This is a genomic window from Stenotrophomonas sp. GD03930 (assembly GCF_029839665.1).
GTDB lineage: Bacteria > Pseudomonadota > Gammaproteobacteria > Xanthomonadales > Xanthomonadaceae > Stenotrophomonas > Stenotrophomonas forensis.
In genome coordinates, this window is record NZ_JAOCAV010000001.1 from 390,246 (window position 1) to 402,920 (window position 12,675).

The 12,675-nt window shown below is 67.7% G+C and carries 8 protein-coding genes; 1 reads left to right on the forward strand and 7 read right to left on the reverse strand.

Going from position 1 to position 12,675, the window contains the following annotated elements; genetic code table 11:
- Positions 1-4: 4 nt before the first annotated feature.
- On the forward strand, positions 5-2,791 hold the full coding sequence (locus N5C18_RS01850) for a TonB-dependent receptor (protein WP_279943680.1): 2,787 nt from the start codon (positions 5-7) through the stop codon (positions 2,789-2,791).
- Positions 2,792-2,878: 87 nt separating this feature from the next.
- Here N5C18_RS01850 and N5C18_RS01855 read toward each other — a convergent pair whose 3' ends face one another.
- The 7 genes from N5C18_RS01855 to murJ form a co-directional block, all read right to left on the reverse strand.
- Positions 2,879-3,544 (reverse strand): lysoplasmalogenase, encoded by a 666-nt coding sequence (locus N5C18_RS01855; RefSeq protein ID WP_279943682.1) that lies wholly within the window; start codon positions 3,542-3,544, stop codon positions 2,879-2,881.
- Complete coding sequence (locus N5C18_RS01860) at positions 3,541-5,430, reverse strand: peptidase M61 (RefSeq protein ID WP_279943684.1); 1,890 nt, start codon at positions 5,428-5,430, stop codon at positions 3,541-3,543. The genes N5C18_RS01855 and N5C18_RS01860 overlap by 4 nt, the downstream gene beginning before the upstream one ends.
- 207 nt (positions 5,431-5,637) lie before the next feature.
- On the reverse strand, positions 5,638-6,588 hold the full coding sequence (gene ispH, locus N5C18_RS01865) for a 4-hydroxy-3-methylbut-2-enyl diphosphate reductase (protein ID WP_005408565.1): 951 nt from the start codon (positions 6,586-6,588) through the stop codon (positions 5,638-5,640).
- Positions 6,589-6,615: 27 nt separating this feature from the next.
- Positions 6,616-7,140 carry a signal peptidase II gene (gene lspA / locus N5C18_RS01870; protein WP_279943685.1) on the reverse strand — a complete coding sequence of 175 codons (525 nt, stop codon included), beginning with the start codon at positions 7,138-7,140 and terminating at the stop codon, positions 6,616-6,618.
- Positions 7,140-9,971, reverse strand: a complete 2,832-nt coding sequence (ileS, locus tag N5C18_RS01875) for an isoleucine--tRNA ligase (RefSeq protein ID WP_279943686.1) — start codon at positions 9,969-9,971, stop codon at positions 7,140-7,142. Before ileS ends, lspA begins: the two co-directional genes overlap by 1 nt.
- Positions 9,968-10,915 carry a bifunctional riboflavin kinase/FAD synthetase gene (locus N5C18_RS01880; protein WP_053449120.1) on the reverse strand — a complete coding sequence of 316 codons (948 nt, stop codon included), beginning with the start codon at positions 10,913-10,915 and terminating at the stop codon, positions 9,968-9,970. Before N5C18_RS01880 ends, ileS begins: the two co-directional genes overlap by 4 nt.
- 75 nt (positions 10,916-10,990) lie before the next feature.
- Positions 10,991-12,595 carry a murein biosynthesis integral membrane protein MurJ gene (murJ, locus tag N5C18_RS01885; RefSeq protein ID WP_204275119.1) on the reverse strand — a complete coding sequence of 535 codons (1,605 nt, stop codon included), beginning with the start codon at positions 12,593-12,595 and terminating at the stop codon, positions 10,991-10,993.
- Positions 12,596-12,675 lie beyond the last annotated feature (80 nt).

A 12,675-nucleotide genomic window follows, 5' to 3' on the forward strand; every position in this document is an offset into this window, starting at 1 on the left:
AGTGATGGCAGGACCGGGCGCGCTGCAGTGGGGGCTGCTCCGCCCCCTGCTGTGCCTGGTGCTGTTGGCCACTGCATTGCCCGCGGCCACTGCCAGCGAATCGGCGGCCACGCATGCCTACCGCATCGATGCCGGCCCATTGCCGTCGGCGCTGCAGCAGTGGGCCCGGCAAAGCGGCATCGCGCTGCTGTTCGACGCCCGTGAGCTGGCAGGACTGCATACCGACGGCGCGAACACCCGGACCGATCCCGCCACCGCCCTGAAACAACTGGTTGCCGGCATGCCGGTGACGATCCTGCGCACGCCTTCGGGTGGCTTCGTGGTGCGCCGCGTCGGTGCGGCCCCGATTGCCACAGCCCCCACGCCAAAGGCCGTGGTGGCTCCCCGCCACGATGCCCCCCGGCCGCCGCCGCAGGTGGAACTGGCACCGATCCACGTCACCGGCAGCCGCCTGCCACGCACCTCGGTGCAGACCACGCTGCCGGTTACCACGATCGATCGCGCCGACATCCTGCGCAGTGGCTACGGCAGCCTGTTCGACCTGCTGCGGCACCTGCCCGGCATGAATGGCCTGCCGGCGATGAGCAGCGCGCGCAGCGGTGACTCGCAGTACCTGCCGGTCGGTGCTGCGGCCACCACCAGCCTCGATGGCATGGGGCCGCGCGCCACCCTGTTCCTGGTCAATGGCCGGCGCCTGCCGCGCTACCCGATGGTGTCGCTGGAGCAGGGAGGGCTCACCGACCTGGGCGGCATTCCGCTCAGCTTCGTCGAACGCATCGAGCTGGTGCGTGGCGGTGCCTCGGCGATCTACGGCGCTGACGCCATGTCCGGCGTGGTCAACATCATCCTGCGTGACCAGGCCGATGGGCCCGAAGCCATGCTGCAGACCGGCCTGAGCAGCCGGGGCGACGCCGCGCAGTATCGCCTGCAGGCGGCCACCGGCGGCCTGCGCGGCAACGGCGATCGCTGGTTCGCCGGCGTCGACCTGCACCGTGTCGACCACCTGGCCGGCGACCGCCGCGACTGGCATGCGGAGACCTCGCAATACCTGATCGGTGCCTTCGGTGCTGGCCGCTACTGGCCTGCACGGCGCTGCGAAGGACCGTTGAAGCGGCGCGATGGCGCCTGCTGGTTCGACAGTGCGCGCCCACGCTCGCTGCAGCCCGCTTCGGATACCGCGTCGGCCTACCTGCGCTATCGGCATGAACGTGGCGAAGGGCGCTACACCTATGCCGAAGCGCGCGCCAGCCACAACCGCCAGCGCTTCGACCTCGGCCCCACCGCGGTTTCCCTTGCCCTGTATGGAATCACCTTCAACACCGTGCTGCGCGAAGCCGGCAACGTGCGCCCACACGTGCGCGCCACCGACGCCGACGTCACCTTCGGCATTGGCCGTGACCAGGGCCGGCGCAGCTGGGATGCAGGGCTCAGCGCACAGCGCAGCGATGTCAGCCTGTCCACGCCGGGCACCGTGCGTGCCACCCCGTTGATCGAGGCCGCGCAGTCGCTCCGGTTCCTGCCGGGATTCGACATGCTGCCCAGCGACGAAACGGCGTCCTGGTTCCCGATGATCCGCAACCGTGGCCTCACCGAACAATGGCAGGGCTGGTGGGGCATGCAGCGCGAACTCATGCCGTTGCCGGGAGGCAATGCGCAGCTGGCCACCGGCATCGACCTGCGCCATGAGCGCTGGACCTCGCACCCCGATGCGCTGCTGAGCCAGGGTGACCTGGCGCTGGGACTGCCGCAGCAGCAGCGCAGGCTGTCGCGGCAGAGTGGTGGCGCCTACGCCGAACTCGGCCTGCCGCTGGCGCCTGCGCTTCGCATGGACCTGGCCGCACGTTGGGACCGTGACGGTGACTACACGGCACTCTCGCCACGGGCCGGCCTGCGCTGGACGCCGTCGCCGCAGTGGTCATTCCTGCTGGCCAGCGGGCGCGGCTACCGTGCCCCCAGCCTGTTCGAGCAACGGCGCCCGCCCGGCCAGTTCGGCACCCTCACCCTGCCCGCTTCGGATGCGCTGCCGCCGTGTGCGCAGAGCGCCGCGGATGGACGCTGCAGGGTGACCGCAGACGTGGAAGAAAACACCATGCTGAAAGCGGAGAGCTCGCGCAGCCATTCACTGGCCGCGACCTGGTCCCCGAATGATGCGTTCTCGCTGTCGCTGACCCACAACATCGTCGAGCTGCGCAACGAGATCCTCGCACTGCAGCCCAACGATGCGGTCTGGAACCGCGATACCTGGCAGCTGGACGAACAAGGCAGGCTGCGCAGCCTGCGCCTGTCCTTCGACAACATCGGCCGCACCACCTCGCGCAACTGGGTGCTGCGCGGCGAGTACCGCATCGACACCGGCAGCAACGGCCAATGGCTGTTCTCGCTGGATGCACTGAAACAGCAGGAGCTGCGCCGCCAGGTCGACCACGAACCCGCGATCGATCTGCGCGGCCATGTGACGCCAGAGATGGCGGCGGTGCTGAACGTACAGTGGCAGAACAGCCACTGGGACATCGCCCTGCGCGGCAACCAGGTCGGTCGCACCCGCGCCTGGCTGCCCGGTGCCGAGTGCCCGCAGGATCAGGTTGAACAGAACCACTGCATGAACCCCCGCCAGCTGCGCTGGAACCTGCACCTGGCACGCCGCCTTGGCCCGCGCATCGTTGCCGCGCTGGACGTGCACAACGTGCTCGACACACAACCGGTGAACTACCTGGTCGGCAATGGTGGGCAGATGCCCGGGCTGGACGATCCACTGGGCCGCTACTTTCTGCTGACCCTGCAGTTCCGCTGAGCGCAGCACCGGAAAAGGGGACGGAGGGGATTAAGTCGTTTCTGCCACGATGCCGAATACGACTTAATCCCCTCCGTCCCCTTTTTGCTACTTCACCGAGCGGGCGATGGCGTATTGCGCGGCGTAGTAGGTGGACAGCACCAGCAGGCTGGCCAGCGGCAGGCCACCGGCGAAGCGGTCCCAGGCCAGCAGTGAATCGCTGGCTACGAACAGCAGCGCACCTGCGGCGGCCCAGCGTGCACTGCTTGCTTCCACGGCATCGGGCTGCGGGCGGCGCCACTGCCGTGCGAGGGCCAGCACCGCCATCGAGGCCAGCACCACCACGTACGCCAGCACCGGGATGCGCATCGGCGCCGGCAGGTGCGGCCACAGGCCCAGCACATTGAGTGCGGCAAACGCTCCCAGCAGCACGCTGGCAGCCACCAGACCACGCCCGCCGCGCAGTCCATCGCGGAACGCGGCGATGTAGCAGAGGTGGGCCAGCAGGAATGCCACCAGGCCAGGCACGAACGCATCCACCGGCAGCATCAGCGCGATGTCGCCCACGCACGACAGCAGCATGCCGGCCAGCACCGCGCGCCGGTAGAACGGCTGCGCAGGAGTGTGCACCTGCCATGCGATGCCGGCGATCAGCAGCGTCGTGGCCGGCTTCGCCAGCCAGTGCAGCCAGCGTCCATCACCGTGCAGGAACGCGCCGATGATGGCCAGGATCGCCACCAGCAGGATCATGCCGCCGCGGGCGGGCGCTTTCATCGCGCCTTCCACAGCTCGGCCAGGCGATCAGGCGTGCCGGCGATGCGCTCAAGCACCGGGTACTGCAGGCCACCGTGGTAGTCGATGTTCATCGTATCGATGCGGTCGAACTGCTTGACCAGCAGCACGATCGGCGCCTTGTCTCTGGCCGCGTCAGCCACGGCGTCCTTCAGCCGTTGGCTGCTGTACTCGCGGCCGCCGACCGCGATCACCTTCATGCCGGGCGCCAACCCGGCGTTGAACGCCGGGCTGTCCCAGATCACGTCACCCACCGTGCCGCTGTCGAGCACGGTCGCCCCGAGCGAGTAGGCCAGCAATGCGCCCTTGGCGCGCTTTTCCTGTGCCTTGTAGGCGGCGTTCGGGGTATCGCGATAGACCAGCTTCCAACCGGCCAGCGCCAGGCCGCCGGTCAGCGGCCCATGTCCGTCCAGGCGGCCACGCAGGAACGTCGCCCAGTCGTACGGCGCGATGCCGTTCAAGGTCGCGACCACGTCATCGAAGGTGTACGGATTGACGTCCCAGTCCCCATTGCCAACACCGAAGAAGGCGCGCGCAAAGTCGTCCAGGCTGCGGCGGTTGCCGCTCAGTTCGCGCAGCTTGCCTTCCACTTCCAGCCACAACATCTGGCCGCCGGAATAGTAGTCCTCGCTCATCTGGTAGTTGCGGTACGGCAACGTGCGACGCTGGGCGATGGTCGGGTCGTTGGTGGTGTCCTGCAAGGGCCGCCAAGCCAGGCCCGGGCGGCCACGGTCATAAGTGGCGGCCACATTGGCCAGCATGTCGCGCGCCTGCTCGACCGACCACAATCCGGAACGCGCGGCCAATACCTGGCCCCAGAACTGGGTCTGGCCCTCGTACACCCACAGCAGGCTGTCGCCCATGGGAACGTTGAAGCTGGCGGTGGCCAGGTCGGCACCGCGGCGGTACTTGCCGTTCCACGAGTGGGTGTACTCGTGCGGCAGCAGGTCGCGCATCCACGCGCTCTTGTCCCACTCGGTGAAGTAACCCGGCTCGGCGCTGTTCTCGCTGGAGCGATGATGCTCCAGGCCGATGCCACCGAGGCGGTCAGTCAGCGCCAGCAGGAATTCATAGTGGTTGTAGTGGCGCGCGCCATAGAGCTTGTCGGCCTGCTGCACCAGCGCACGGTGGAGCTTGATCTGTGCGTCCGTCGGCTTCAGCGACTTGGCGTCGTCGGCGAACACGTTGAGGTGCACCGGCACCTTCGCGCCCGGGTCGAGGTCGATGCGCTGGTAGTGCTCGCCGGCGAACAACGGCGAATCGACCAGGTGGTCATAGGAAATCGGCTTGAACACCACGGTGTCACCGTCACGGCGCGCGGTTTCCAGCGCGGTGGCGAACGACCAGCCCTTGGGCAGGGTCACGCTGGCCTGCGCCTGCAGCTGGCGCGCATCGACGCCCGCCGGATACAGCGAATTGGCGTTCCACTGCAGGTTGAGCATTTCCGGGGTCATCACCACCCGGCCCTGGCTGCCGCCCTGCGAGGACAGGAAGTCGAAGTGGGCGACGATCTCGCTCACGCCTTCGGGCACGTCCACCTTGAACGCATAGACATTGAACTGATCGCGCTGCCAGGCCAGCGGCTTGCCGTTGGCGGTGACGCGCAGCCCGGCCAGCTTGTCGATCGGGCCGGTGGGCGAATGGTTGCCGGGAATCCACTGCGGATACAGCAGGGTCATCGGGCCGGGTTTGGCCGGCACGGTGGCGGTGACCTTGAAGATGCGGCGGGCCAGGTCACGCGCATCCACGTCGATGCGCAGCAGGCCGGGCGCTGCGGCATTGGTCGGCGGCGCGGCCTGCGCCAGCGCCAATGCAGGCGTGGCGGCCAGCGCGAACAGCAACGACATGGCCAAGGCTCGGGTTTTCATCGGGCAGCGTCCAACAGCGGAGAATTTCCCGATGCTAGGCCTGTGGGATGCGTGGCCCCATGGCCAAAGGTCATGGCCCGCGCGAACGCCGCCAGAAGCGGCAAACCCGGCAACAAGGCCGTGAGCAGCAGATCCACGCCATGCGTGGATGGAGTGCATCCAGAAGCAGTGCGAACCAAGGTTCGCACCCACCAGAGTCAGGCCCGGTCAGTCGACCAGGCGCAGGCGCAGTTCCTTCGGCAGCGCGAACACCATCGATTCCGGCTCGCCATCCAGCTCGCCGACGCCGGTCGCGCCCAGCTCGGCCAGGCGCGCGAGCACGCCATCGACCAGCACCTGCGGCGCCGAGGCGCCTGCGGTGACGCCGATGTGCTGCTTGCCTGCCACCCACGCCGGGTCGATCTCGTGCGCGCCGTCGATCAGGTACGACTCGACGCCCTCACGGCGGGCCAGCTCACTCAGGCGGTTGGAATTGGAGCTGTTCGGCGAACCGACCACCAGCACCAGGTCGCAGCGCTTGGCCAGGTCGCGCACAGCGTCCTGGCGGTTCTGCGTGGCGTAACAGATGTCGTCGTTCTTCGGGCCCTGCATCGCCGGGAAGCGCTCGCGCAGCGCATCGATGATGCCGCGCGTGTCATCCACCGACAGCGTGGTCTGGGTGGTGTAGGCGAAGTTTTCCGGCTGGTTGATCTGCAGCGTGGCGACCTGCTCCACATCCTCGACCAGATAGATCTGGCCGGTGCCGGCCTCGCGGTTCCACTGGCCCATGGTGCCTTCCACTTCCGGGTGGCCGGCGTGGCCGATCAGCACCACGTCACGGCCGGCACGGCAGTGGCGGGCGACTTCGAAGTGGACCTTGGTCACCAGCGGACAGGTGGCATCGAACACCTTCAGGCCACGGCGCTCGGCTTCCTGGCGCACCGCCTGCGAAACGCCATGGGCGCTGAAGATCACCGTGTTGTTGTCCGGCACTTCGTCCAGTTCCTCGACGAAGATCGCGCCGCGCTGCTTCAGGTCGTCGACCACGAAGCGGTTGTGCACCACTTCATGGCGGACGTAGATGGGCGCGCCCAGCGTTTCGATCGCGCGCTTGACGATCTCGATCGCACGATCGACACCGGCACAGAAACCACGCGGGTTGGCGAGCAGCACATCCATCAGTTCAATCTCCCGGCAGCGGCCGGCTTACGGTTTCGGATTGGCATTATCCGCCTTTTTGGCGGACTTGCCGTCGAACAGGCCAAACAGGGCGATGCCGATGGCCCCCACCACGATGGCCGAATCGGCGATGTTGAACGAGGGCCAGGTGTAGCTGCCCACGTACCACTGGATGAAATCGACCACGTGGCCGTGCACCTGGCGGTCGATCACGTTGCCGATGGCACCGCCGATGATCAGCGCATACGGCACCGCGGCCTTCCAGTTGCCGCGGGCGGTGCCGCGCAGCCACCAGGCCATCAGGCCGCTGATGGCGATCGCCAGCGCGGTGAAGAAGTACTTCTGCCAGCCACCGGCGTCGCTCAGGAAACTGAACGCCGCGCCGGTGTTGTAGGTGCGATACCAGTTCCAGAAGCCATCGATGACCACCACCGGCTGGAACTCCGGCAGGCTCGACAGCACCCAGGCCTTGGACCACTGGTCCAGGCCGATGATGGCCGCCGACAGCAGCAGCCAGACCAGGGCGTTGGGTTGCGGGCGCGCAGTGCTCATCAGAACCAGCTCCGCAGTTCGCCGGTGCCGGTGATGTTGCTCACGCAGCGGCCGCATAGTTCGGGATGGTCGGCGTTGCTGCCGACATCGGCGCGGTGGTGCCAGCAGCGCACGCACTTGGCCTTGGTGGTCGGCTGGGCGCTGACGAACACTTCGTCGGTGGTTGCCGGGCGCACCTGCACGTCGCCGCTGATGAACAGGAAGCGCAGTTCATCGGCCAGCGGCTGCCACTTCGCGGCCTGCTCTTCGCTGGCGGCGATGGTGATCTCCGCTTCCAGCGCGGCGCCGATCGCGCCGTTGGCACGCATCGGCTCCAGCACCTTGGCCACCTGCTCGCGCACGGCCAGCAGCTGGTCGAAGTCGGCGGCGTTGAGCTGGGCATCGGCCGGCAGCGGCGCCAGGCCGTCGTACCAGGTGGTGAACAGCACGTGCCCGGCACGCTCGCCCGGCAGGTAGCCCCACAGCTCGTCGGCGGTGAAGGTCAGGATCGGCGCCACCCAGCGGGTGAATGCTTCGGCGATGTGGTACATCGCGCTCTGCGCCGAACGGCGACCGTGCGAGTCGGTCGGCATCGTGTACAGGCGGTCCTTGGTCACGTCCAGGTACAGCGAGCCCAGGTCCACGCTGCAGAAGTTCAGCAGCAGCTGCACGATCTCGGCCATGTTGTAGCCGTCGTAGGCCGCCTTGATCTTCTCCTGCAGCTCCCACGCGCGATGCACGATCCAGCGGTCCAGCGCGACCATCTGGTCGAGAGGACGCAGGTGCTGGGCCGGATCGAAGCCATCCAGGTTGCCGAGCAGGAAGCGCGCGGTGTTGCGCAGGCGGCGGTAGGCATCGGCGTTGCGCTTGAGGATCTCCTGCGACAGCGACATCTCGTTGCTGTAGTCGGCCGAGGCGATCCACAGGCGCAGGATGTCCGCGCCCAGCTTGTTCATGATGTCCTGCGGCTCGATGCCGTTGCCCAGCGACTTGGACATCTTGCGGCCGTGCTCGTCCACGGTGAAACCGTGGGTGAGGCACTGCTTGTACGGGGCGCGCTTGTCGATCGCCACGCCGGTCAGCAGCGAGGACTGGAACCAGCCGCGGTGCTGGTCGGAACCCTCCAGGTACAGGTCGGCCGGCTTGCCGAAGCCGCGCGCGGCGAGCACGCCTTCATGGGTCACGCCCGAATCGAACCAGACGTCGAGGATGTCGGTGACCTTCTCGTAGTCGGCCGCTTCGGCGCCCAGCAGTTCGGCGGCATCCAGCGAGTACCACACGTCGATGCCCTCGGCCTCGACTCGGTCGGCCACCTGCTGCATCAGCTCGACCGAACGCGGATGGATCTCGCCGGTCTGGCGGTGGGTGAACAGGGCGATCGGCACGCCCCAGGTGCGCTGGCGCGAGATGGTCCAGTCCGGGCGACCGTCGACCATGCTCTGGATGCGCGCCTTGCCCCAGGCCGGGAACCAGCCGACGGAGTCGATGGCGGCCAGCGCATCGGTGCGCAGGTTGGCCTTGTCCATCGAGATGAACCACTGCGGGGTGGCGCGGAACACCACCGGCGTCTTGTGGCGCCAGCAGTGCGGGTAGCTGTGGCGGATCGGGTGGAAGGCCAGCAGCGAACCGTTGTCGCGCAGCACGCCGACGATGGCCTCCTGCGCCTTCCACAGGTGCTGGCCGGCCAGCACCACGTCACCGGCCGGCGGGGTCGATTCCAGGTACACGCCACGGCCGTCGATCGGGGTGACTTGACCGGCGTTGTACTTGTCGAGCAGGCCGTACTTCTGGCTGACCACGAAGTCTTCCTGGCCGTGGCCGGGCGCAGTGTGCACCGCACCGGTACCGTCCTCGTCGGAGACATGGTCGCCGTTGAGCACCAGGATTTCGCGCTCCGGGTAGAACGGATGCGCCAGCAGCTGGTTTTCCAGCGCCGCACCGGTGGTTTCACCGTGCAGCACCACTTCATCCACGCCGTAGCGCTGCAGCGCGCGCTCGGCCAGCGCGGCGGCCAGCACCAGCCAGCGGCGCTTGCCGTTGTGGGCCGGGCCTTCGGCCAGCACGTAGTTGATCTCCGCGCCCAGCGAAACGGCCAGCGAGGCCGGCAGCGTCCACGGCGTGGTGGTCCAGATCGGCACGGCCACTTCGACGTCAGCCGGCACGCTCACGCCGAACGCCTGGCCGATGGCCTGCGCATCGCGCGCGGCGTAGGCCACGTCGATCGCCGGCGATTCCTTTTCCTGGTACTCGATCTCGGCTTCGGCCAGCGCCGAACCACAGTCGAAGCACCAGTACACCGGCTTGGCGCCACGCACCAGGTGGCCGTTGGCCACGACCTTGGCCAGCGCACGGATCTCGTTGGCCTCGAAGTCGAAGCTCAGGGTCTTGTACGGGTTGTCCCAGTCACCGGTCACGCCCAGGCGCTTGAAGTCCACGCGCTGGATGTTGATCTGTTCTTCGGCGAACTCTCGGCACTTCTGCCGGAATTCAACCGCGTCGAGCTTGGTGCCGACCTTGCCCCACTTCTTCTCGACCGCGATCTCGATCGGCAGGCCGTGGCAGTCCCAGCCCGGCACGTAGGGTGCATCGAAGCCGGCCAGGTAGCGCGACTTGACGATGATGTCCTTCAGGATCTTGTTGACCGCATGGCCGAGGTGGATGCGGCCGTTGGCGTACGGCGGGCCGTCGTGCAGCACGAACAGCGGGCGGCCGGCGGCGTTGTCGCGCAGCTGCTGGTAGAGCCCCTGCGCTTCCCACTGCGCCAGAATGCCCGGCTCGCGCTTGGGCAGGTCGCCGCGCATCGGGAATTCGGTGGCTGGCAGGTTCAGGGTGGTCTTGTAGTCCTGGCTCACGCAGTGGCTCGCAATCTATGTTCGGAAAGGATGGCGCGCGCCTGTTCGGCGTCGCGGTGCATCTGGTCGGTCAGTGCCGCCAGATCATTGAATTTCTCTTCGTCGCGCAGCTTGGCGACGAACTCCACGTCGATGTGGCGGCCATACAGGTCGCCCTGGAAATCGAACAGATGCGCTTCCAGCAGCGGCTCCACGCCGTCCACCGTCGGCCGCGTGCCGAAGCTGGACACCGAGGGCCACGGCTGGTCGAACACGCCGTGCACCCAGGTCGCGTAGATGCCCGACAGCGCCGGGGTCTTCGGGAAGCGCAGGTTGGCGGTCGGGAAGCCCAGCGTGCGGCCGAGCTGGCGCCCGCGCACCACCCGCCCGCTGATCGCGTACGGACGGCCGAGCAGGTCGCCGGCGCGGGCGAAGTCGCCGTCCTGCAGCAGCTGGCGGATGCGGGTGCTGGAAATGCGCTCGCCATGCAGGTCCACCGCTTCGATCTCGCCGGCGCTGAAGCCCAGTTCGGCGCCCATCTTCTGCAGCAGGGCCAGGTCGCCACGACGGCGGTTGCCGAAGCAGAACTCCGGGCCGATCCACACTTCGCGGGCGCCCAGCCGATGCACCAGCAGCCGCCGCACGAAGTCCTCGGCCGGCATGGCGGCCATCGCCGCGTCGAAACGCAGCAGGCCGATCGCATCGACGCCGAGCTCGCGCAGGATCTCGACCTTGCTGCGCGCCAGGGTCAGCCGCGGCGGCGGCGTGCCCTGGGCGAAGAATTCACGCGGCAGCGGCTCGAACGCCACGGCCACCGCGGCCACGCCCAAGGCGCGCGCGCGGGCGACCGCGTGGCGGACCAGCGCACGATGCCCCAGGTGGAGGCCGTCGAATGCACCGATACAGACCACGCTTCCGTTGGGGAACAGCTCCCCGCCCTCGACGCTTCTGAACAGCCTGCTCATCAACTCTCGTTCCGGCCCGACCGGGGCCGCCGCTTCAATGGTGTAACCCTGAAGTATAGCCGCCACGGGCCGCGATCAATGCCCGCGCAGGTCGCGCGGGCGGAAGCCCATCGCCAGCATCGCCAGCGCATAGGTCGCACCACCGCCACCGACCAGCACCGCCAGGGCACCGATCCGCTCCCACACGCTCATCGCCGAGAAGCCCGGCAGCCAGTACAGCAGCGCCAGCAGCACGCCGACCATGGCCAGGCAGGCCAGCAGCAGGCGCAGCAGATAGCCGCCCCAGCCCGGGCGGCGCTGGTAGACATCGGTCTTGCCCAGCCAGTACCAGAGCAGGCCCAGGTTCAGGTAACTGGACAGCGCGCTGGCAATGCCCAGCGCCAGGTGCAGGCCCGGCTGCTTGCCGATGGCCGCCATCACGCCCTGCGCCTTCAGTTCGTCCGGCACCATCACCTGGTACAGCACGGCCAGCAGGGCGAAGTTGAACACCATGTTGGCCACCAGCGCGGCGATACCGGCGCGCACCGGGGTCTTGGTGTCCTGCCGCGCGTAGAACGCCGGCAGCACCACCTTCAGCAGGGCGAACGCCGGCAGGCCGAAGCTCAGGCCGTACACCGACAACGCGGTCATGCGGGTATCGAAGGCACTGAACTGGCCGTGCTGGAAGATGGTCGCGATCAGCGGCTCGGCCAGCAGCAGCAGGCCGAGCATGGCCGGCACCGAGATCAGCAGGGTCATGCGCAGGCCCCAGTCCAGCGAGCGCGAGAAGCCCTCGCGGTCGGTGCTGACGTGGTGGCGGGCCAGCGCCGGCAGGATCACCGTACCCAGCGCCACACCGAACACGCCCAGCGGCAGCTCCAGGAAGCGATCGGCCAGCGACAGCCAGGACTGCGAGCCGTCGGTCAGCTTGGCCGCGATGACCGTGTCCAGCAGCAGGTTGATCTGCGCCACCGAGGAACCGAACAGGGTCGGCACCATCAGCGTCATCACCTTGCGCACGCCCGGATGGCTCCAGCCCCAGCGCGGCAGGGTCAGCAGGTTGATGCCCTTCAGTGACGGCAGCTGGAACAGCAGCTGCAGGATGCCGGCGGCCAGTACCGCCCAGCCCAGCGCCAGGATCTGCTTCTCCGGGGTACCGCCCAGCCGCGGTGCCAGCCACAGCGCGCCGGCGATCATGCACAGGTTGAGGATGACCGGGGTCAGCGCCGGCATCGCAAAGCGCTGGAAGCTGTTCAGCGCGCCGCCGGCCAGTGCGGTGAGCGAGACGAACAGCAGGAACGGGAAGGTCAGGCGGAACAGGTCGACCAGCAGGCCCTGCTTGACCGGGTCTGTATCAACGCCGCTTGAGAAGACCGAGGCCAGCTGCGGCGCGAAGATCAGCGCCAGCGCGGTGACCAGCATCAGCACCCCACCCAGGGTGCCGGCGGTGCGGGCCATCAGTTCGCGCAGCTCGGCGTGGCTGCGGGTTTCCTTCACTTCCGTGAACACCGGCACGAAAGCGGTGGCGAAAGACCCCTCGGCGAACAACCGGCGCAGGAAATTGGGTACCCTGAAGGCGACCCAGAAAGCATCAGTGATGGCGTTGGTGCCGAACGTGGTGGTCACCACGAAGTCCCGGACAAGTCCAAGGACGCGCGAGACCATGGTCATGCTGCTGAACGACAGCAGGCCCCGCAACAACTTGGGTGAACTCACTCAGCGTCCCTCTTGACAATCGACTTGACGTGCATTTCTTACGCCATCATACTAGCTAGCTTGCT